Below are 21,996 nucleotides of genomic sequence, written 5' to 3'. Positions count from 1 at the left end.
ATTGGGTATTGGGGGAGAATAACTACTGACAAATTACGAATTACGTTAGCGCAGCGTTAGCGAGTCTTCGAGCGTCATTACGAATTACGAATTATCTGGATGTCGTGATTTGAACGCAGATTTGTATCAGCCCAAGAACATATTAAGCCTTCTGGACCCGGGTCTATTAATTGTTCTGGTGATGATTGTCGTCGCCAATTTTCTCCTTGTTTGCGGATGGGAAATAGCAGGACGGGGCCTAAATGACGCACGCCTGGGGTTTGTTGCAGTAAGGCGACAATATCGGATGTATAAACTGGTCGCCCAAACGGCCAACCTTGGCCGTCAAGTCCGCCTGTTAAAGGATTTAAATATTTATACAGCAATACTCTTAAATTACGGCGAATTTCTTCTCGAGCATAAGGGTTATCATAAGCGGGTTCTAGAGCAATTTCTGTTTGTACAGAAACACCTACGTAATTTGGTTCTTGTAGTTCTATTTGTACTCCTAATAAACGTCTTTCATCTAAGTAACTTAAGATTTGGTCTTGGAGTGCATGACTTAGACCAAATTCTTCTGGTGTCATGCCATTGCCTTGAGTGATCGCATCTGTGTTTGCAAAGGGAACTACCACTAAAGTAACTATACCTGCTTGTCTTTGAGAATTAGCTGGCAGACACCGCACGCGAGCGATCGCTCCTCTACCTGCTTGTTGGGCTAAAACTTCAAAATCTTCGGCAGTGACGGCGCGATCGCGGGTACGTAGGATTCGTGGTGCTTTGATTACAGCTTGTTCTAGCGATTCGGCATCAGCGCCATTAATTGCTGGTATGCGATTAATCACGGTGGCAATATATGGATATGCAGACTTCAAAAACTGAATTGCTCCAGCTTGGACATTGCCTTCTCTGCCACCACCTGTACGATATGCCACCATTCTAATCTCTGCCCCACGGGGAGGAATCGCCCCATACTGGTGTTGAGATTGGCTGTTTTCTAAAGTACTGACTTGTACAGATGTATCATCGAGTGATGGTTGCTGAATGCGCGATCGCACTTGGGTTTGCTGTTTGATTTGATTGGGTTCCCGAATCAACGGGCCAAATTGTACTTCACCCGTGAGCGAATCGACGGTGTAATGAAGGTGATGCGGTGCAGAATCAGCAAAATCTCTTACCTCAGTCCACTTCTGAGGCAAACCATTAGCCGGAGTAACTAAAATATACTCGTTTTCTTTGCGCTCTAAAATTGGTGAGGTTTGCAGTTGGAAACTCTGACCCGGTGTACCATCACTAATTCCCAAGCGCTCATCTAGAATCAGCGTACTGTGACTAGCCCTGACTGTACCGCCAATTGATTGCACTGCTAAGCCAGTAATTCGTGGTGGACGGTTGTAACCAGATTGATTGCTTTGGGTGATGGCAAAGGTACAGCGCAGCCAGCGACCCCGGTAAGAGGTAAAGTTAGTTACAGGCCAAATTTGAGGCAGATGCAAAAGTATTTCTGCACCTTGCTCCGGATTTCCACCTTGTTGCGCCATTTCGTAAAAACTGAAGCCGCGAGTTTTATCATCTGATTCTTGCAATAAAACTGGTTGCCAATTTTCTCCATCCCAAGCTTCCCACTTGCGGGGTGGTTGATTGGGGTTAATCCCCGCAGGGGTAGCGGCAGCTCCTTGGAAAATAATTTCTAAGACATTAGCATCTAAAGAATCCTCAGAATTAATTACTAAATAAAAGCAATTACCAGGCTGGGGTTCTTCTTCAAAAATTGATTGTTCGTTACCTGTCCAGAAACCGTTAAATTCACGAGTCCAGGAAGTTGTGACTCTTTCCCGTAGAGATTGGGGAATATCTTCGGTGGTTTGGGCGGTTAAAAAGTGCTGTATTCGGGGTTTGCCGATAACTAACGGCGAATCCGTACTAAAAGTAATAGAATCTGTTGTTTCAGTTTGAATAGTTGCAGCTTCTAATCCTGCTGGAATAGTATAAGCTTCCGGCAGAGCAGCGGTTAAATAAAAAGTTAATTCTGTGTGTGCTGGGGCGGGAGGCTGGAGACGAATACCGAGTAATTCCAGAAAAGCAACATAATTTTTTCGCGGTACTTGGTTAAATCTGAGCAACATTTGGTCAGTTAACCAAGCAAATAACTCAATGAGCGTAATTCCTGGGTCACTAAGATTGTGGTCTGTCCATTCCGGACAGTAGCGGGGAATACGCATTATACATTCGTCTACCAAGTCATCGAAAGCGCGATCGTCTAGATTAGAAGAAGGTAATTTTGGTAAAAAGTCAAAGTTCACGATTCCTCCCCAGCTGAAACCAAATAAAAAGGATAAACAAAGCTGTAAATATCGGGGCCTTCTTTGAGTCGATAATTGATGGTGATATCTATTCTGCCGCGCACAGGGTCAGTATCAGTGAGAACTTCATCAACAAAAATGCGTGGTTCCCAAACTTCTAATGCTTCCAAAACATAAATCCGAATTCGCAGCAAAGTATCGGTATTTAAAGGTGCAAACGCCAGTTCTGACAAGCGCGAACCAAAAGTAGGTCGATAAACCCGCTCACCTACTCCAGTGCGGAGGATAATCCAAATAGATTCTTTGACTTTTTGTTCTTCACGGCTAAGCTGTATCCCACCTTGCACGCTCAAGCGTAGAGGATAAGCCCAACCTGTTCCCAAATAGGCTCGTTCACGACCATAAACCATATCTGGCACTTAGACAGCTGTGACATGTATATCTTCAAAGATATCGGCACAAAGCGGTAAAGCCTATTCGCCAAAGGTCGAACCCTCCAGGTAATTCAAAATTCAAAATTCAAAATTGCCTTGTTCCCAGCCAGAGGCTAGAAACGAGGTTTAAGCTAAATAATCACGAATTGCGGCTGATTTAGTGCCTGCTTCTGCAATCAGCCGCCAATCAAAACAGTGGGATTACCTTTAACAATTTTATTTGGCGGCCCTAATGCTTCTAAAATAGTATCGCCCATCCGACAGGCAGGCAGATTGTTAATCAGCACTGTCTGACTACCGTCAATCACAACCCCAGGACCGTGAGGAGGTACGGGTAAAGGTGTGGTGCAATTATGAATATCAGCACCAGCAGCAGCAGTAGCGATCGCACTACCCATAGTAGTTGATGCTGTTGCCTTTGTAGTTTGTTCAGCAGATAAGGCAGCAGGTGCCCCTGGTGTACCAGCTGCCGCGAGGGTAGCAGCCTCAGCGGCTTTGATAGCCGCATCAGAAGATGTTTTAGCAGACTGCAAACCTGGTACTGCGGCAGCAAGTATACCCCGCCACGCAGGTAAAGACCCAATCAATACATTGCGACTACCCGGTCCTCCTGTTAAGACTGGGGGTAAGGGGTGCGCCACATTATCAGTAATTCTTGCTGCTGGTCTACCCATTACAATCTCCTATTATATTTATTACGAATTATGAATTACAGAGAAGTAAGCTACGCTTTTAGCCTCTGATTGAGAGCGTCATTAGGAATTAATTAAGTCGAATTAATGCACCTTTGACCGTAATCGTACCAGTAGCGGAAATATCGATATTGCCAGCGGCATCTAATGACATATTACCTGTTGATTTCACTGAAACAGATCTACCCATGTCGTCCATTTTGATTCTATGACCGCCTTTGGTTTCAATTTCTATACACTTCTGACTATCATTAAGATATATTTTGTGACCAGCTTGAGTTTCTATACGAATACCTGTTTTACTGGTGGCTTTATCTTCTTCGATAAACTGTAAAGTATGCCCAACACGAGTTTTAATCGTGCGTAATCTTACACCGCGTCCACCAACTGAGTCATTGACTTTTTCTGGTGGTGCGTCTTTACCATTCCATACGCCGCCAATGACGTAGGGACGATGGATATCGCCATGCTCAAAACCTACTAATACTTCATCGTTTATTTCTGGTAAACAGTCGAAACCTCTGTTTGACCCTGCCCCCACAGCTACAACTCTCGCCCAGTCACTTGTATCTTCTTCTGTGAGAGTAGGAAACTTGACTTTCACTCTACCCCATTTCTGTGGGTCTTGATTATCAGTTACAATTCCTACTAATAAAGTCTCAGATGGCTGTAAATGTTTTTTTGCGGATAGAGTTGTGAATAGGTTAGCAGCACGCAACCCGCGCACACCGAACTCGGTTTCATAAACCCGCCCATTGTAAAAGTGACGTGTTTCGGTGACATAATACTGACCATTATAGCGATCGCCCATACCATCAAGACGAATCACTCCTCTGGGTCGAATTTCTGGATTTCCTACTGCTTTAGCATCTGCATAAACAAATTCTCCTCCCAGTTCATCACACAAAGCTTGAGCCATCTTGTCTGCTTGTTTTTTGTTAGCAACAGGTTTATCTACAACAATCATTTTGGGAGTTTGCAGATTGCGAAATGCTTTACTGGTAGTACTTCCTAGCTTATTACCTGTCTGGGTCATTTGCTTCTCTTTGGTGGCTGTTGAGGTAATCAATCTTTTTTGGGTATAGTCCCAGCCACGTACTTCCACAGATGTCACCTGCTCAGCACTAGTGACACGAGTACTAAATTTACTAATATCAACTAGCCATTTCAATACTAAAGATGTCTGACTTTCTGGTTTACAAAAATTTATTTTGTCATCTGTAATGAATAAATCAAAACCAATACGAGCGGCTCTTTCTTGCAAGAACTCCATATTAGTTTGATTTTCTTGGAATACATACTTATGAACTTCGCCACTTTCGTCTATTTTGCCAATTTTTATCCCTGTTTCTTGAGCAATTTTTTTAACTATTTTGCTATCAGTTGTATTTAAAAAAGAACGATTATAGCGACCTCTGTGAAGGCGATGCGATATGTCATAACCACGAACAATTATATTAGCTTCGGATTTCTCATTGAAGTGAACTTCCATCCCGGTAATTTCCCCTTCAATCAAAATTTTTCTTTTCTCCTCTTTAAAATTCTGATTTTGAGTAGTACCCGATTTAAAACCTAAGGTTACTTTATTACCAATTTTAAAAAACTTCTCGTGTCGCCAAGGTTGGTTTTCTGGACGTTCAGATGTGGGAAGATAGCTATTATGTATTACCAGCGTAAATATTGCTGGTAAATGCATACTTTCTTCTACAGTAATTTGCAGCAAATCTTTCATTAATTCAGGAGAAGCAGCCTTTCCTTCTATTTCAAATATAGGTTCGCTTAGATAAAGATTTACGTCAGGCATAAACTTTCAGTTAATAATATTAAATGAAAAACTTTAGAGGGATAAACTCAGCATTTATGAGTTGTTTTCGCCTACTTTTTTCTACCCATTAATTTTTTGCTACCTTTGGATTTGCTTTCCGGTCTTTGTCTTTAGATTTAGATTCTTTTCCCCCAGGAAGATTATTTTTATCTACTTCTTGCAAGTCTATATCTACCATTGCTCTAACTGGTGTGCCATCAGTTAAAAACATATTTAATGTGTAAGTTAACTTTGTGATTACACAATAAAAGTACACTGTTCCCCATGTTAGTATGTAAACAGGTGGACGTTTGTCAGCTGCTCCTTTAATTGTTTCTACGCCTTTCTTGATTTTGTCTACATACTTTGTCATTACCGACTCTTTAGTTTCATAAGTATCAAATAATAACTGTTTCAGGCTAAACGTGTAAGGTTTGACGCCAGAAAAGTTAACCTTTGGGAGCAGTTCTGTACCTCTATTTCCATCATTACTTTTCCACTCAACAGTTCGACTAAAACTAATTTCTGTAGGATTAAACATCAACTCAAAATCTGGTGCTTCACCGTTATAAGCTACAAGTTTGGCTTTCTCAAGTTGGGGTTGACGCTTATGAGTAACAATAATTGCTGGAGTTGCCATTTGAGTATTTCTCCTAAATTGATTTAATGAAATCTACCAAGGTAAACGACCTGAAAAACCGCCGTGACGTTCTCGTTCAATTTCCAAACGTTGGCGTAATCTACTATAAATTTCTCTGGCTAAAGCTTCCAAATTTGCTGTATCATCTTTGTTATTCCCTTCATCTTTGAGAGCAGAGCTTTCTATCGTTTCGGTTATCGGTTGTGTGTTTACAGATGTAAGTGTAGTGACTTCTCCACCATCAGCAAAGCCTATAGGTGCAGAAACGTATTTAGGAGCATGTGAAGATTCTGATGGAAAAACAGTAGAAAATTCAGAATTTTGACTTTTAGATTCCCCACCGCTAAAGAAGCTGGAAAATTCATCATTACCATCATTAAATAATTCTTCTACATTTGACCATTGAGAAGGTGTGTCTGACCATTGGGAAGGTGTATTAGTAGTAGAATTTGCTTTTCTAAAAATTAGTGAAGGCGATGAGTATTGAGGTGAAGTTCCACCCACATCAGTCTTTTTGCTTTCGACAGCACTAAGTTGAGGAGAGTTGAGTACCGAAAGTTTCTTTCCAGTATTCAACCCCAAGGAAGCAGGAATTAAAGAATTAGACTCTTCAGGTGATTGATTATCAAGGTTTTTTAGCTGTAATGAAGTATCTGAAAAAGAATCGACTTTAGTCGAATTCTCTGGAGAAGTTTTTTGTTCTGGTTCTTTAAGATTGGGTATCTGTAAACTTGGAAGAATAATATCGTCCGGTGTACCACCAGTGTTGATGTGGTGTAGTAGAGGTAGATTTTTCTGTGCATCCCTAGTATTAATCACAAACTCGCCAGGCGTCAGCATTGCAGGTATTGTATCTGAAGGTGCTATCTGCTGATTATTTTGATGATGGGAGTCTCTTACCTGACCACCAGTAGCATAACCTTTAGGTGCTGCTAAATTTTTAGTGGTGGTATTTTGTTCAACTTGAGGAGGTGTGCTTAGCTGATTTTGGGGAAAAGTTGATTTTTCTGAGATATCTTGGTTATCTGAGGCATCAACAAAAGTTATAATTTCAGAGTTTTCAGAATTAGCGATCGCTCCTAATAAATCTGACTCTACTATTTGTTTATTTTCAACTATTTTTCGGAAAATACTCGATGTTTCCACAATTGATGACACATCACTAATTTTTGGTGGTTCACCAATATCAGGCGATACATCGCTAACTTGTGCTGTTTGCACAATCTCCTGACTTATTGCAGAATCTGGAAAACCTGTGTCCAAATCTCTTTCTTCATCAAACAGAGGCTTTGAATTTTCCTGATTCGAGTTGACAAAAGTTTTTTCACTTTGATGTTTTGTTTGCAGAGGGTTAGCTAGAGGTAGAGATGGTGCTTGAGGGGTTAGGTTTGGCGTTGTGATTTCGACTTCAGGTGAAAACTCAGAAATAATTTCAGGCGATGTAGGGTTAACTGCTGGTGGTTCACTAATCTCAGGGAATATATTGCTAACTTTTGCTGTTTGCACAACCTCTTGACTTGTCACAGAATTTGGAAAACCTGTCTCTAAATCTATTTGGTTGTAGGAGAGAGGCTTTAAATTTTCCTGTTTTGTTTGCAGAGGATTAGCTAGAGGTAAAGATGGCGGTTGAGAGATTAGGTTTGGTGTTAACTTTTCTATATCAGCAGAAAAGTCAGAAATAATTTCAGGCGATGTAGCGTTAACTGCTGGTAATTCACTAATCTCAGAGAATATATTGCTAACTTTTGCTGTTTGAACAACCTCTTGACTTGTCACAGAATTTGGAAAACCTGTCTCTAAATCTATTTGGTTGTAGGAGAGAGGCTTTGAATTTTCCTGATTCGAGGTGACAAAAGTTTTTTCATCTTCCTGTTTTTTTTGCAGAGGGTTAACTAGAGGTAGAGATGGTGCTTGAGAGATTATATTTGGTATTTTTTCCACTTTAGGCGAAAAGTCAGGAACTATCTCAGAGGATACGTTACTAATTTTTGGTGCTTCAACAATCTCAGGAAAAATATTGCTAACTTTTGGTGCCTCAACAATCTCAGGTAGTGCTAAAATAGGCTGATTTTCTATAGATTCGCTGATAGTATTCTCAAGATTGTTGTCACGTTGGAGTGAAATTACATTTGCTGGAATATCTGAAATATTACCCACCACAGCAGACTGAGACTCTGAAGTTACTAATTGTTCGTTTTCATTATATTTTTGAAAATTACTTTTTATCTCTTCAATCTTGTTTGAGTTAGGTGTTAATTGAATAGGTGGAGAGGCTAGAGAATCACTCGTAACACTAGAATCAATTTCTTGTTTGACTGTAATCGGATTTTTTGTAAGTGAAGGCTCAGAATTAGCTAAAGTAGACGGTATATTCGATTCTACTGATTGTTGAGAGTTTACTAAAGGATTGAGTAAAGTAGGTACTTCATTTATACTAGGGAAATTAATTACTGATGGTATAGGTGCATTTGTTAAAGAATTCTCAGTAACAAAATCATTTGTAGTACTTTCTGATATAAAATTTGGCTCAATGGCTGTAATTGCTTCAAGATTATTACTTCTTATATTTAGTAACTCTTCTTGCTGAGACTGAGAACTTGAGATTGGTGATACTTCTTGTTTTTGAATTAAATTATTCAGAGTAGTGCTACTTTGATTATTAGCAGTAACTTGAGATATTTCAAAATCTTGTTGTGGAGATACTACACTAATGGGAATATCTGAAATCTCAAATGTTTGGGATGCTTCAGTATCTAATTGTTGTTTATTTTTTAAGTTACCCTTCCCAGAAAAAGTAGATTTTTCCTCTAAATTAGTAAGCAAAGAAAATTCTCTAGGTGAATTTTCTGCTAATTCAGTTGTGTTTTCGTCTAATCTAGTTTTTTGTGAAAATGGCAAAATACTTTCTGGAACAGATGGCTCTGCACTCGGTAAAGTAAATGGTAACTCAGAAATTTCTTGTAGTTCTTCGTTGCCAATTTTCCTAAACAAACTTGGTTGTTCTTCAACATTAGACCAAGTAGATGTTGTTATAGTAGGCGTAATACTATTTGGAGAATCGTTATCATCTGTAGTATTATCTAAACCAGATAAACCGAAATCATGTTTTAATATGGGTACTTCTGAATTAACCTCAGCAGAGAGAGTTTCCTTTTTTGCTATGAAGATATCTTCGTAAGGATTATTGAGAATATTACTTGCTTCAGCAGCTTGTATAACATTCTTAGCTGGAGAGGATTTAACTGATTTTTTCTTTCTTGATTGTGTCTTATTTTTTGGTTCTCGTTGAGATTTATTAGTTTTTTGAGAATTAGATTTAGTCTTAGTTTGAATATTTACTTTTTTTGAACTATCATTATTTTCATGATTTTCAATGATATTTGGTACTATTACTGAAATATTGCTTTTTACTATTTCGTTATTAGGAAAATTATTTTCTTCTGAATTGATTGATTCAAGAGGATTAAAGTCAATAAATGGCAACTCACCATTAGTATCTTGATTATCCCAACTATCCCATCCAATTAAGGGTTTTATCGATGGTTCTTGCTCGCGAGACAAGAAAAATTGAGAAGATGTAACCAATGGCGATTTTGTTTGTATATGACTGATGATATTACTTCGGGAATGCAGTAAATTTGACTCTTTCGTTAATCCTAATCTGTGAGTATTAGCTAAAGGTGAACTGATCCCGAGTGGATGAATATTTCCTAATGGATTTTGAATTATTTGCATACTTTTACTGGAAAAAGAATCAATTAACTAGAAGCGAAATATCCTGTTTTGGCATTCCGGTCTACAGAATTGCCTCCTCCTGTAGTTCTGGCAACTTTTAAACCTTCATAAGCTAAAGTTAATTCTTCAATAGCAACGGCCTTCCCATCTGCTTGGAGTGTAGGTGTTTTCCAAGTTACTGGAATAGCACCAATCAAAGTCCAACTCATCATCGTTTCACCAGATTGATTGAAAATCAAAATATTTACATTGCGTCGAGATGTTTTCTTCTGTTCGTCAAAAACTGCATTAATCCAGTTCCAAAAACCTGGATGGTCGGTAACTCCACGTTTAAGAGTTACATCTGCAAATTCTGTATGTCCTAAATAAATTCTTTGCTGGTCGTTGACACCACCTTCTTGAAAAACATTTTTCTTAATTTGAACGCTTAATCCCGTACATTCATTAAAAGATGCAGCAATAGAACTATCTATTTCTACATAAAAACGATTACTAGTAACATAATTCAATTCGTGAGTTACTTTGCCGTTATTACCATTTCCAGCCATTACAACCACCTATGAGAACTATAATCACCTGTTCTTTCCCGCTGCGATCGCAAATCTTCTTGCAAAATTTTATACACCTGCTCTGTTAATTCGTTCAGCAGTAGTGAATCGTTGAGGTATTTACTTGCAGTTTGAGCAATGTTGGCATCAGAAGTCATTGCAAGTCCGGCGTATCCAGCCGTACTGCCAACATCGCCATTAAATGTAGAAAAAGTTTGTTCTTGATATGAATCCATAAATAAAAAAACTCTCCTACAATCAAGGCTAAAGGTAGTCCACCAGAATCAAAAGTAGCCAAAAGTCGAACTTAGTTTTTGCTTTGATTTAGACTTTAGAGGAATTGTGTTACAAGTGCGATCGCAGTACTCTGGATATTATTAACAGTAAAATATTCATCTAGCTACTGCTTGGGCATCTGGAGAAGAAAATGAGAGAACAGGTCAGTCGGCAGAAAAAAACTACTACAGGCTTCTCAATTCCATCCCTGAAACAACCGATACATGGCTTTGGTTTGGAGTCGTCGGCAATTTCACGCCAAGCAATTCCTCAGATACAACCACTCCACAAACCAGTTACTCACGATATCAGTCGCATACCCCTGCGTAGTCCCCAAGCAAAACTCTCAATTAGCCAGCCTGGAGATCGGTATGAGCAGGAAGCTGATAGCGTTGCACAGCAGGTAATGCAAAGAATGGCGCAACCTGTAAATCGCCAGTCTATTCAACCAGAAGCATTGCCAGAGGATGAAGAATTGCAGATGAAACCTTTGGCAAATTCCATCATGTCTTTGCAACGAGAAGTATTGCCAGAGGATGAGGAAGAATTGCAAATGAAATCTCTGGACAATAGCACACTGCAACGAGAAGTATTGCCAGAGGATGAGGAAGAATTGCAGATGAAATCGATGGTGCAGCGTCAGGCTGGAATAGCTACTGCACCAGATTTGGAAGCGTCCATCAACCAAGCCAGGGGTGGAGGAGTGGCGATGGCGGACAATATCCGCGAACCGATGGAACAAGCGTTTGGCGCAGATTTCAGTGGGGTGAAGGTTCACACGGATGATCGGTCCGATCAGTTGAATCGGTCAATTCAGGCGCGGGCTTTCACAACAGGACAGGATGTGTTCTTTAAGCAGGGGGAATATAATCCTCGGAGTCAGGTCGGTCAGGAGTTGTTGGCTCATGAGTTGACTCATGTGGTGCAGCAGAATGGGGCGGTGCAGCGATCGGCTTCTAATTCAGTAGACTCAGCTCCATTTGGGATACAGAACCAGCCTTTTGAAAAAACGATCTCACGGGAGCTAGTATCAGAAAATGACGAGAAAATCCAGCGAAAGCCTACTGTGATGAGGGGGAGGGATCACCTTGGAGATGACCGTCAGCTACCCGGTATGAGAGTGCCAGATATGGAGATGCAGCAATATGCAGAGCATGTACAAACTCGAGTCGTGCTATTTTTCAGTGTGACATCGAAGGCATTACGACAGATTCTCGGAACTGGCAGACAGGTTCCGCCAAAACTGTTCCATCCACACGCAATGGCGCAGATTGGTAGTGGTTATAGAGGAGACAAAGAGCAAGAGACAGTGAAAGGCGAACTTAGGTATGACGCAGCCCATTACATGAACACGACACTTAATCAGCAAACATACGCAAGCGCGATGGGAATTCCCATAGATTCGCACGAGGTGCAGGACCTATATAGTCTAACAGCAGCGACGAGTAACCAGTTCCAAACGTCGAACGTTAGCTCGGATAAAGTAATCGATAGTTTGCAGACAGAATATGTGAACAAGATGATCGCGCTGTGCAACCAAGAGGGGGCGTGGAGAGACGATAGGATAAAGGAAGCAGTTGTTGCGTTTTTAATAGATGGGAAGAATCGTCTCTACACACAAGCCAATGCATTGCTCCATTCAGGAAATGTCGAGGATAATCAATTAAAAACAAGTTCGTATTTTGCTGCGGCCGGAGCGATGGCGCACATGTTAGGAGAAATAGATCAGACGTTAGAGAAAATATTACAGGAATTAGGCTAGGCAAGGGGTGAAGCTTGGGTTAGGCGCAGTGTGATCGCACGATCTTGTATGGTGCATTAACGAAGTGCAATCGCCTGATATTGTAGTGACTATCCTGAAAGTTGAGCGATCGCTCAGAGGCTAAAATAAAACCACCTTTTTATTCGGGAGGTGCTTTGCCTGACAGAACCCGTAAACGATGCAGCCATTACAGAACTTTAGGAAGCTATAGGCAATATTGTCATCCGATTTCCTATACTTCACTGTCAAGAATGTTCCAGTATACTTAAAAGATGGCTCAAACAATCGGCGTACCAGGAAAACTTTGGCGAATTTCCACCCAATACGACCAATGAAGATTTTACCAAGAGCGACCGCCTAGAACAACAGGGTTGCTTTGAAAGCATTACTGAAAATGGTCTTCACGTGTTAAAGTCTATGGAAAAATCTTTGACAACTTTTCAAGACAAGGACTTTCACCAGAAAATTAGGTTAAAGATTTTACTTATCTATGCTAGTGAACTTAAAACTGAAATAATTGAAAAGTTTTAGAGATGCGATTTTATGGAGCTAAAAATGAGTACGTTATTTGAACTACTGGAAAAAATCAAAAGCAAACCAAGGTTATATCTCGGCTATGCCTCCATTAAAAACTGGATTTTGCATTGATTGTTACAAGTGCGATCCCTTTACACTAGATATTAGTATCAGCATATTTATCTACCTACTGGTTGGGCGTTAGAAAATATATGAAAGAACGCATCATTCAGCCTAAAAAAATTACTACAGATTCCTTCTCAATACCTGCACTCAAACAGCCAACGCCCGGTTTTGATTCGCACTCTTCTGGTGCTTCATCTCCAACAGCGCTAAACAAACCTGTAGTCCACGACATTAGTCGAATACCACTGCGTCGTCCCCAAACCAAACTCACGGTTAATCAGCCAGGAGATATTTACGAGCAAGAAGCTGATACTGTCGCACAACAGGTGATGGGAAAATTGGCACAGTCTGGAAATTCTTCGTCTATCCAGCGCCAACAAATGCTACAAGAGCAAGAATTACAAATGAAACCTCTGGCAAGTTCTATCATGCCTGTGGTGCAACAAGAGTCAGCGCCAGAGGAAGAGGAAGAAGAATTACAAATGAAATCTCTCGACACTAGCACGCTGCAACGAGAATCAGTGCCAGAAGAAGAGGAAGAAGAATTACAAATGAAATCTCTCGACAGTAGCACACTGCAACGAGAGTCAACGCCAGAGGAGGAAGAATTACAAAAGTCGCCGATGGTGCAGCGTCAGGCTGGAATGGCTGCTAACTCAGACTTGGAAACGTCCATCAACCAAGCAAGGAGTAGCGGACAGCCGATGGCTAACAATATCCGCCAACCGATGGAACAGGCTTTTGGGGCTGATTTCAGTGGAGTGAAGGTTCACACAGATGCTCAATCAAATGAGTTGAATCAATCAATTCAAGCGCGGGCTTTCACCACGGGACAGGATGTGTTCTTTCGCCAAGGGGAATATAATCCTGGCAGTCGGGGCGGACAGGAGTTGTTAGCGCATGAATTAACTCACGTTGTGCAGCAAAATGGGGGGGCGGTTCAGAGATCTTCAGACTCGCAAGACCTAGAAACTAGCTTGTCTGAGTTTTCGATCCTCAACTCAGAACAGGAGCAGTCGCAGCCGCATCAAACTAAACTAATGCAGCAAAATGATACTCAATTGGCAACAACACCAATCGTCAGCAAGGCCAACAGCACTGCCTCGATTCAGCGAAAAATTGGATTTGAATACGAGATGAGCCAAATTTTTAGTGCGCTTGCTACTCCGGTCACTCCTGCCGAGAAGAAAGAATTTGCAAAGCAGGTTAAACGTGCTGGACGTGGTAAGACTATCAAGTCTGATTTTACTCAACAGACGGACTCGCAGCGTCGTAATTATCTTGGCTCAGGCGAACTTGTTGATAACAAGACTGGTCAGGATATGGAAGGCAGTGGTAATGAAAAAATGGGTAACTATAGGTTTCACGCGCTCTCGAAGAAAGAGAAAATCGTGCGTGGAAATCAGTTCACTCTAGAAGCAGACGAAGGCAATGCATTTCCAGACGGCAGCAGTATGTCAAATACTGAATTTGTTACCGATGCTTTTGAGGAAGATGAGAATGGACGCAAGGCACTTGAAAAAGCACTCAAGGATTTCACCGAAATAACCCAGAGAATTACAGGATTTTTTGGCAAGCGTCAAGTAGTTCACGCTGCGGAAGTCGCGCCAAACAGCGGTCTAGTTGGGAAAGTCATTTTCCCAGCCAAAAGCGCTGCGGGAGCCTTACAGGTGACAGGCGCGGTCGATCTTGCGAGGGTTCCCGAACTTATGAAGTCCATGAACGCTGCTGAGAACGAGTCAGAGGAGACAAAACAACAGAGAAAAGATACACGAGATATGCTTGGGGCAGCGCTCGGAGGCGCCCTTGGTCCTTCAAGTGCAATCGGAAAAGCTCCAATAAAAGCAGAAGAAGCTATTGAAGACCATCTCTATTTTGCTGAGTTTTCTAATTGGCATCCCCCTGAAGAATTTGGCTCAAAGGAACTTTGCGGGCTATTGTCACTCATAGCAAGTTACATAGTAAGTGCAGATAATAAAAATCTTGGATACGCAAAAACGATCGCTCCAGTCATGGCACGCACTGATTTCGCAGCAATGTTTAAACTGCTCGATCGCAATGAGCAGACCTACTTCAAACAGAATTCAGACGCGCTAGTCTATTTGGTAAAATATGCGACTGGTGACCTTGATATGCAGACCGATCTCTTCCCTCACGGTATTTATAATGACCCACGTGCAGCAGGTGCAGGCGATCAAAATGCCTTAGAAGGGTTGACTCGCAAGCAATGGATACTAGGTATCATGAATGGAACAGATTACCTTACAGCAGCACACTTTAATGAGAATCCAGATCTCAATTTAGAAGACACTCACGATAAAAAGGATGACCTGGAATCAATGGGTGCGATGGGCTCTCGTACTGAAAATGTAGATAATAATCGAAAGGAAGCACCGATCTTCGAGATTCGCTCGCTTGGACAACTTGCTACTCCAGAGCAACTACAAGAACGGGCGCTTGAGATTTTTGATTACATCGTCAGTTTAAACAAGAGTGCTCTGTAGTAGTTTGATTGCTGCTATTCCAGAGATTCTAGCCTATTTATCAAGCGCGGAGTGTATTAAATATCAAGCGATCGCTCATGTATGATGCTTGATTGAGTGCGATCGCTCTACACTAAATATTAATATCAGCATATTCATCTACCTAATGGTTGGGCGTTAGAAAAATATGAAAGAACGCATCATTCAGCCTAAAAAAATTACTACAGATTCCTTCTCAATACCTGCACTCAAACAGCCAACGCCCGGTTTTGATTCGCACTCTTCTGGTGCTTCATCCCTAACACCGCTAGACAAACCTGTAGTTCACGACATTAGTCGAATACCACTGCGTCGTCCCCAAACTAAACTCACAGTTAGTCAGCCAGGAGATATTTACGAGCAAGAAGCTGATACAGTCGCACAGCAGGTGATGGGAAAATTGGCACAGCCTGGAAATTCTTCGTCTATTGAACGCCAACAAATACTACAAGAGGAAGAATTACAAATGAAACCTCTGGCAAGTTCTATCACACCTGTGGTGCAACTGCAAGAAATACCAGAGGAAGAGGAAGAAGAATTACAAATGAAATCTCTCGACACTAGCACGCTGCAACGAGAATCAGTGCCAGAGGAAGAGGAAGAAGAATTACAAATGAAATCTCTTGACAGTAGCACGCTGCAACGAGAGTCAACGCCAGAGGAAGAAGAATTACAAAAGTCGCCGATGGTGCAGCGTCAGGGTAAAGCTGGGATGGCTGCTAACTCAGACTTGGAAACGTCCATCAACCAAGCAAGGGGTAGTGGACAGCCAATGGCTAACAATATCCGCCAACCGATGGAAGAGGCTTTTGGTGCAGATTTCAGTGGGGTAAAGGTTCACACGGATGCCCAATCAAATGAGTTGAATCAATCAATTCAGGCGCGGGCTTTCACGACGGGACAGGATGTATTCTTTCGCCAAGGGGAATATAATCCAGGGAGTCGTGGCGGACAGGAGTTGTTAGCGCATGAACTAACTCATGTTGTCCAGCAAAATGGAGAGACGGTGCAGCGAATACAGCCCTAGGAAATTGGCCAAAATTACAAACACGACCATATATCATTTCAGCGTAAAGAAAAATTACGGATATCTTCAGATAATCCCTGGCTCTAGACCGAGCGAGGCTATAGTAACAGCAGATTTCAAGCAAATTGAAGTAGACAACGATTCCTCTTTAAACCAGAGATAAAGCCTGTTTCGCTTGTGAATTCAGTAATTCTGCTGTCAAAGCTAAAATTTATTTTGATTATTGACCTTAACTTATCTTAATATACTAAGGCGACCTTTTTGTTGGCCTATTTAGTGTTTGTTCGAGAATGGAGTTAACCTCAAAAGAATTTAAATCAGAGTTCATATTAGAAATCCAAGCCTGCTTACAATTAGCAGTTCCTTTGGTAATCGCTCAAATATTGGAAGCAGGGATTCCTTTATTGGATGGGGTGATGATGGGCTTACTTAACAGTCAAGCTTTAGCAGCTGGTGCTTTAGGTGCAGTCACCTTTTCGACCCTAGCCTCCATTTGTCGTTCTACTCTTTCAACAGTAGGTGCTACCGTTGCGAATGCTTTTGGTGCAGGAAAAATAGAGCGAATTAGCTGTGCTACCAGTCAGGGAATTTGGTTAGCTGCGATTATGTGCTTCCCTGTAATGTTTCTTATTTGGCACTTTGATTCTATTTTGATGCTCACTGGTCAAGAACAAAGCAACGTATTATTAGCTAAAACATATTTACAATCTATTGTTTGGGGTTTTCCTGCTGCACTCGGCTTTTGTATTTTAAAAGAAGTTAGCTCTGCCCTCAATCGTCCCCAATTCCTGACAGTAATTACAATCACAGGATTATTATTGAATGCAGCTGCTAATTATGTATTTATGTTCGGAAAATTTGGTTTACCAGCCCTTGGTTTAGCTGGTATTGGTTGGGGAAGCACACTTATTCTCTGGCTGAATTTTATCGCCGCCGTTACTTGGATTTACTTTGATGAGTATTTTCAAGACTATCAGCTTGATTGCGCTTTGTTTAAATTCGATAGGGAGATGTTTGTAGATATCTTCCAAACAGGCTGGTACTTGGGTTTGCAGTATGGAGCCGAAGTTGGAGTATTCACTGCCATTGCTTTATTCATGGGGTGGTTTGGCACAGATAAATTAGCAGCCCATGAAATAGCCGTTGAAACAGAAAGTTTTGTGGAGACTGTGGCTATAGGTATTTCTTATGCTATCACCATGAGAGTAGGACTACTGAAGGGACAAAACGATTTTAAAGGTGTAAGCATAGCAGCATTTATTTGCCTTGGACTGATCACTCCTTTTGTGAGCATTGTCGCCATAATTTTTTGGCTATTTCCCAACTATATTGTGGGAATGTATTTGGACATTAGTAATCTGAATAATATCGAGATAGTTAATACTGCAATTTCTTTGTTAGCTGTAGCGGCAATCGTTCAAGTATTTTATTCTATTCAAGCGATCGCTGCGGGTGCTTTAATTGGGTTAAAAGATACGCGTATACCGACATTAATCACAATGTTCGCTTACTGGGGAGTTGGTCTAGGTGGCGGCTACCTGATGGCATTTACTTTAGGTTTGGGTGCTATAGGGTTATGGTTAGGTTTATTACTAGGGCTACTTATAGGTGCAGTGCTTTTAGTTGGGCGTTTTTATTTTTTGGTCGCTGATTTAAGCACTAAGCAAGAATTGGAATGTTGAGTGTTGAGTGAGGAGTTATAGCAGGAGGCAGGATAACGCAGCGTTAGCGAGTCCACGAGCGTCGGCAGAAGGCAGAAGGTAAAACTATTACTATTCCTAGCTTTCACCCTTGTCACTATGTCCTAAAGGATGTGACTACGGCTATATTATTTTCTCCCCTGCCTCCTGCCCCTCTGCCCCCTACTACCTCGATTCATATCTTTGCCAAGCAGACTCAACTATTGTGGCAATGATTTGTGTGTATGGCATACCAGCCAAACGTGCCATAATTGGCAAATCTGAGCGGATATGATGAAGTCCTGGCAATGGGTTAATTTCCAGAAATTGCAACACACCATTAGCATCACAGCGTAAATCTACGCGGGCAGCGTCACGGCAATCAAGAGTATAGTAAGCATCGAGCGCCAGTTGTCTTGCCTGTGCTGCTAGTGGTTCAGGATCGATGAGCAAACGATAAGATACGCGTTCCAAGTATTCATCTTTGTTAAGAGTGGTATAGGCAGAAGTTTCTGCTTTGGCTGTAAAAATTACTTCCATAACACCTACTACCTGTGAGTTGCTGCCGTTACCAATAATACCCACTGTTAATTCTCGACCAGGAAGAAAGGTTTCCACCAGTACGGGCTGCTGAAGTTGTTCGCGTAATAATTGGTACGTCGTCACTAGTTCTTCGCATTCTTTAACAAACGAATGCCCAGTTACTCCTTTAGAACTTCCCTCTGCCACAGGCTTGAGGAACAATGGCAAAGGTAGGGATACAGCTTGTACTTCAGCAATGGAATTCACTACTTCAAACGCAGCTGTGGGCAAACCGCGATCGCGCACTACTCTTTTAGCTAGTGCCTTATCTAAAGTCAGGGCGCAGGTTAAGGGATCGGAAAAGGTGTAAGGTTGAGCGAATAATTCACAGACTGCTGGAACTTGGGCTTCGCGAGAACGACCTTTCAAACCTTCGGCAATATTAAAAACCAAATCCCACCGATCGCCTTTTGCTAACCTGAGAGCAAGTTCTCTGCCATTGCCAATCCGTTCAACCTGATGACCTAACTCAAATAGTGCTTGTTCTAGCCCAATGATAGTTTCTTCATCGTCAAATTCCATCACTTCATCAGCACTGAAACCAGCCTTCAGGTAGTCTGTTTTCAGGTCATAACAAAGACCGATAAATAGTTCCATTACCTTATAGCTTCCAGTGAGCAAGCTTTCGTTGTTAGCTGTAATCAACTAAAATGTCTTAATTACCAGAATTTCGATTACTCAGTTGGCAAGATTATCGAAGATATCTCAATCAATAACATTAAACCAGATTGGAGATAGATCCTCAGGAGAACCGTTATAGTTGGCAGTAATTTCTTCTCCCACTTCTATATCTCTGTACGCGATTAGCTCCACCTCACGTTCAGCAAATTTTTTCACATAGTAAGTATTAGGATGGTAAGAATGGTTAAACAGGGACAATAAACCAAGAGCGATCGCTCCAGCTTCATCTTCCCAATCATAGTAATAATTAGCTAAGACTGTTTGATCGATTAATTTGACTTCTTGTGCGGGTATAACAATTACTGGCACTCTTTCAAGAATTTCTCCTTTAAGAAAACGCTTTTGTGCAAACACGCCTCTACCTTTGAGTTTTGTATTACCCACAATCAACATTCCAACTTCTCTCCTGCAATTACTTAGTTTTTTATTGGTCAAGAAGTTAACTGAACTATCCTAAGTGTCTGTTTTACATGGCAATCAACTCTTCTATATATAGATATATAGTGTTAGTCTTGCTCTACTGGATCTACATAAGTGTAGGTTTTGCCTGCCCAATTTCGGACTGTAGCTGTGCCGTTTTCATAGGTAAGTAGAGTTTCAGCTTGAATTGGCACTTTGCCACCACCACCAGGCGCATCAATTACATAAGTTGGCACAGCATAGCCAGTGGTATGACCGCGCAATTGAGAGATTAAATCAATCCCCGTTTGCACACTTGTTCGCAGATGTGCAGTACCAACAACGGGGTCGCATTGATAAAGGTAATAAGGTCGTACCCGCAGTTTGAGAAGACCGTGAAATAAATTCTTCAGCGCTTGGTGTGAATCATTGACACCTTTTAATAGCACAGTTTGACTGCCTAGAGGAATACCACCATCAGCGAGGCGATCGCAAGCTTGTGCTACTTCAGGCGTGAGTTCCTGCACATGACAAAAGTGCAAAGATAACCACACGCGATGTTTACGCAGCAAAGCAACTAGTTCTGGTGTAATTCGTTGTGGTAAAAAACTCGGCACGCGGGAACCAATCCGAATAAATTCAATATGGGGAATCGCACGCAACCGTCCCAGCAATTTATCTAAAGGTTCATCAGACATCAGCAGCGGATCGCCGCCGGAAATTAAGACATCACGTACCTCAGTGTGTTCTTCTAGGTAAGCAACAATCGCATCTAACCGTCGCGTGACTGGATGCATCTCACCTTGACTGACTAAACGAGAGCGGGTACAGTAACGACAATAAGCCGCGCAAGTATCTAGGGCAAGCAGCAATACGCGATCGGGATAGCGATGTACAAGTCCTGGAACTGGTGAGTCACAATCTTCTCCACAAGGATCTACCAAATCTGTGCTACTGACAATCAGTTCTTCTTCCCTTGGAATCACTTGTAACCGTAGTGGACAAAGCGGATCTTTTGGATCGAGTAGTGATGCAAAATGTGGTGTTACGGCTACAGCAAACTTTTCTGGTGCTATTAAAAGTCCTCGTTCTTCAGCAGGAGTAAGCTGTAATAACTGCTGAAACTGTTCCAGCTTAGTCAACCGATGCCGCATTTGCCAGCGCCAATCGTTCCAACGTTCCTGGTTGTAAGTCTCTCCTAAAATCTGACAAATTTCTGCACGCCCAATACTGGTTATTAAAGGATCTAAAACAGTGTTTGCAATCATAATTAAAACTGAATCAACTGAGAATTATTAACTAATCAGCAGCTATTTTTATACCTACATTTTGTAAGCAGTGGCAAGTATTAAGAACTGTGACAAATTCTGATTAAAATTCCTCTTCAATCAGGTAATCTTAACTTGTGGCGTAGAAATAAAAATAGTTCGGCTCGTTGCCTGCCAGAGATAATGGCTGCTTATGCCTATCTATAACTGTAATGGGAAAATTCGAGTGAGGATGTAATTTCGCCTCAGTACACTCTTGGTAACGAACAAGAGTGTTTATAATCACCTTAGATTTGAATGCCTCAGCCTGATTAGCGTAAATAGCTAGCTTTTGATGAAGATGAGGTGGAATTCTGATATCGGCTTGAATAGAGGACATGAAAACTAACTTGCAACTGCTTTAGAAATAATATCAAAAGTTTAACAATAAGTATCTCACTATACTGAATAAGTATATTTTTTATGATTTCTACACCAAAATTGAATGGTAGTCGATTGATTAACCTCACTTTTTATGTCATGTGTAAAAGCTAACACCAAACCTAACTCTCCAGCCTTTTCCCTAATACTACGTGAGTTCGACAGAACTAAAAAATGGCAGGAGGTAGAGCAGGAAGGTCTTTTGGGTAAATGTCAATAGATGGTTTTTGAGGTAAATAGCTATAAGCAGCTAAAGAAGCCATCAAATTAACCAGAAAGTTAAAAGGGCTACGATGCCGAGAGTGTTCTACTTGGCATATATTTTTGAGATGGTCATTCACCGACTCAATCACTGCTCGCTTGCCTAAGAGAATTTTATCAATCAATTTAACTAAGCGATTTTTCATGTTCTTCTTGGATTTGATAATTAATTCTAAACCTCGCTCATATAACTCCTCAAATAGTTTTTGAGAAATATATCCTCTATCTCCAAAAAGTTGAGCCAGTGCGTTGGGCGGCTCTGCCGACTTGAAGCAACTGGCGTTACCAATCAAATCCTCAGTCATTTCTGGTACTGGCTTTCGGTCATCTACATTCGCCGGA

Annotated in this window: 18 protein-coding genes; 5 read left to right on the top strand and 13 right to left on the bottom strand. The window is 41.3% G+C overall.

The window, feature by feature from the left end:
- Positions 1-77 precede the first annotated feature (77 nt).
- From FCR06_RS22340 to FCR06_RS22305, 8 genes are all read right to left on the bottom strand, one after another.
- On the bottom strand, positions 78-2,282 hold the full coding sequence (locus tag FCR06_RS22340) for a putative baseplate assembly protein (RefSeq protein ID WP_138503632.1): 2,205 nt from the start codon (positions 2,280-2,282) through the stop codon (positions 78-80).
- A complete protein-coding gene (locus tag FCR06_RS22335) occupies positions 2,279-2,692 on the bottom strand; it encodes a GPW/gp25 family protein (RefSeq protein ID WP_138503718.1) in 414 nt (137 codons plus the stop codon). Before FCR06_RS22335 ends, FCR06_RS22340 begins: the two co-directional genes overlap by 4 nt.
- Before the next feature lie 200 nt (positions 2,693-2,892).
- Positions 2,893-3,390: a PAAR domain-containing protein gene (locus tag FCR06_RS32880; RefSeq protein WP_189523526.1), complete on the bottom strand. Its 498-nt coding sequence runs from the start codon at positions 3,388-3,390 to the stop codon at positions 2,893-2,895.
- A gap of 88 nt (positions 3,391-3,478) precedes the next feature.
- Positions 3,479-5,212: a VgrG-related protein gene (locus FCR06_RS22325; protein ID WP_138503630.1), complete on the bottom strand. Its 1,734-nt coding sequence runs from the start codon at positions 5,210-5,212 to the stop codon at positions 3,479-3,481.
- A gap of 88 nt (positions 5,213-5,300) precedes the next feature.
- The gene (locus FCR06_RS22320) at positions 5,301-5,852 is read right to left on the bottom strand and encodes a hypothetical protein (protein ID WP_138503628.1); all 552 of its coding nucleotides are present in this window, start codon (positions 5,850-5,852) and stop codon (positions 5,301-5,303) included.
- A 33-nt stretch (positions 5,853-5,885) separates the two neighbouring features.
- Positions 5,886-9,413 (bottom strand): hypothetical protein, encoded by a 3,528-nt coding sequence (locus FCR06_RS22315; protein ID WP_189523525.1) that lies wholly within the window; start codon positions 9,411-9,413, stop codon positions 5,886-5,888.
- A 197-nt stretch (positions 9,414-9,610) separates the two neighbouring features.
- Positions 9,611-10,135: a phage tail protein gene (locus FCR06_RS22310; RefSeq protein WP_138503624.1), complete on the bottom strand. Its 525-nt coding sequence runs from the start codon at positions 10,133-10,135 to the stop codon at positions 9,611-9,613.
- Positions 10,135-10,371, bottom strand: a complete 237-nt coding sequence (locus FCR06_RS22305; protein WP_138503622.1) for a hypothetical protein — start codon at positions 10,369-10,371, stop codon at positions 10,135-10,137. Before FCR06_RS22305 ends, FCR06_RS22310 begins: the two co-directional genes overlap by 1 nt.
- Positions 10,372-10,562: 191 nt before the next feature.
- On the opposite strand from FCR06_RS22305, the gene FCR06_RS22300 reads away from it, so the two are divergent.
- The 5 genes from FCR06_RS22300 to FCR06_RS22280 all read left to right on the top strand — a co-directional run bounded on the left by FCR06_RS22300 (position 10,563) and on the right by FCR06_RS22280 (position 18,046).
- Complete coding sequence (locus tag FCR06_RS22300) at positions 10,563-12,173, top strand: DUF4157 domain-containing protein (RefSeq protein WP_223280239.1); 1,611 nt, start codon at positions 10,563-10,565, stop codon at positions 12,171-12,173.
- 207 nt (positions 12,174-12,380) lie between these two features.
- A complete protein-coding gene (locus tag FCR06_RS34860) occupies positions 12,381-12,704 on the top strand; it encodes a papain fold toxin domain-containing protein (protein ID WP_138503712.1) in 324 nt (107 codons plus the stop codon).
- A gap of 197 nt (positions 12,705-12,901) precedes the next feature.
- Positions 12,902-15,319, top strand: a complete 2,418-nt coding sequence (locus FCR06_RS22290; protein ID WP_223280238.1) for a DUF4157 domain-containing protein — start codon at positions 12,902-12,904, stop codon at positions 15,317-15,319.
- 166 nt (positions 15,320-15,485) lie between these two features.
- Positions 15,486-16,364 carry a DUF4157 domain-containing protein gene (locus FCR06_RS22285; RefSeq protein ID WP_223280237.1) on the top strand — a complete coding sequence of 293 codons (879 nt, stop codon included), beginning with the start codon at positions 15,486-15,488 and terminating at the stop codon, positions 16,362-16,364.
- Between the two features lie 290 nt (positions 16,365-16,654).
- Positions 16,655-18,046, top strand: a complete 1,392-nt coding sequence (locus tag FCR06_RS22280; protein WP_138503620.1) for an MATE family efflux transporter — start codon at positions 16,655-16,657, stop codon at positions 18,044-18,046.
- Between the two features lie 183 nt (positions 18,047-18,229).
- Here FCR06_RS22280 and FCR06_RS22275 read toward each other — a convergent pair whose 3' ends face one another.
- The 5 genes from FCR06_RS22275 to FCR06_RS22255 all read right to left on the bottom strand — a co-directional run.
- Complete coding sequence (locus FCR06_RS22275) at positions 18,230-19,222, bottom strand: D-alanine--D-alanine ligase (protein ID WP_138503618.1); 993 nt, start codon at positions 19,220-19,222, stop codon at positions 18,230-18,232.
- Between the two features lie 108 nt (positions 19,223-19,330).
- Positions 19,331-19,699: an SET domain-containing protein gene (locus FCR06_RS22270; RefSeq protein WP_138503617.1), complete on the bottom strand. Its 369-nt coding sequence runs from the start codon at positions 19,697-19,699 to the stop codon at positions 19,331-19,333.
- A 113-nt stretch (positions 19,700-19,812) separates the two neighbouring features.
- Complete coding sequence (locus FCR06_RS22265) at positions 19,813-20,973, bottom strand: KamA family radical SAM protein (protein WP_138503615.1); 1,161 nt, start codon at positions 20,971-20,973, stop codon at positions 19,813-19,815.
- A gap of 130 nt (positions 20,974-21,103) precedes the next feature.
- The gene (locus FCR06_RS22260) at positions 21,104-21,352 is read right to left on the bottom strand and encodes a hypothetical protein (RefSeq protein ID WP_138503613.1); all 249 of its coding nucleotides are present in this window, start codon (positions 21,350-21,352) and stop codon (positions 21,104-21,106) included.
- Positions 21,353-21,560: 208 nt separating this feature from the next.
- A partial coding sequence (locus tag FCR06_RS22255) for a transposase (protein ID WP_145973337.1) occupies positions 21,561-21,996 on the bottom strand: 436 nt, incomplete at its 5' end.

It is taken from the genome of Nostoc sp. PA-18-2419 (assembly GCF_005869855.1).
Taxonomy (GTDB): domain Bacteria; phylum Cyanobacteriota; class Cyanobacteriia; order Cyanobacteriales; family Nostocaceae; genus Nostoc.
The sequence above is the reverse complement of the archived record's forward strand: the minus strand, read 5'-3'. Positions and strand labels throughout refer to the sequence as shown.

Bases quoted from the DNA above. Each gene is read 5' to 3' on its own strand.
- FCR06_RS22335 (WP_138503718.1), bottom strand. From the start codon at position 2,692: ATGGTTTATGGTCGTGAACGAGCCTATTTGGGAACAGGTTGGGCTTAT.
- FCR06_RS32880 (WP_189523526.1), bottom strand. From the start codon at position 3,390: ATGGGTAGACCAGCAGCAAGAATTACTGATAATGTGGCGCACCCCTTA.
- FCR06_RS22325 (WP_138503630.1), bottom strand. From the start codon at position 5,212: ATGCCTGACGTAAATCTTTATCTAAGCGAACCTATATTTGAAATAGAA.
- FCR06_RS22320 (WP_138503628.1), bottom strand. From the start codon at position 5,852: ATGGCAACTCCAGCAATTATTGTTACTCATAAGCGTCAACCCCAACTT.
- FCR06_RS22310 (WP_138503624.1), bottom strand. From the start codon at position 10,135: ATGGCTGGAAATGGTAATAACGGCAAAGTAACTCACGAATTGAATTAT.
- FCR06_RS22305 (WP_138503622.1), bottom strand. From the start codon at position 10,371: ATGGATTCATATCAAGAACAAACTTTTTCTACATTTAATGGCGATGTT.
- FCR06_RS22300 (WP_223280239.1), top strand. From the start codon at position 10,563: ATGAGAGAACAGGTCAGTCGGCAGAAAAAAACTACTACAGGCTTCTCA.
- FCR06_RS22290 (WP_223280238.1), top strand. From the start codon at position 12,902: ATGAAAGAACGCATCATTCAGCCTAAAAAAATTACTACAGATTCCTTC.
- FCR06_RS22285 (WP_223280237.1), top strand. From the start codon at position 15,486: ATGAAAGAACGCATCATTCAGCCTAAAAAAATTACTACAGATTCCTTC.
- FCR06_RS22280 (WP_138503620.1), top strand. From the start codon at position 16,655: ATGGAGTTAACCTCAAAAGAATTTAAATCAGAGTTCATATTAGAAATC.
- FCR06_RS22275 (WP_138503618.1), bottom strand. From the start codon at position 19,222: ATGGAACTATTTATCGGTCTTTGTTATGACCTGAAAACAGACTACCTG.
- FCR06_RS22270 (WP_138503617.1), bottom strand. From the start codon at position 19,699: ATGTTGATTGTGGGTAATACAAAACTCAAAGGTAGAGGCGTGTTTGCA.
- FCR06_RS22265 (WP_138503615.1), bottom strand. From the start codon at position 20,973: ATGATTGCAAACACTGTTTTAGATCCTTTAATAACCAGTATTGGGCGT.
- FCR06_RS22260 (WP_138503613.1), bottom strand. From the start codon at position 21,352: ATGTCCTCTATTCAAGCCGATATCAGAATTCCACCTCATCTTCATCAA.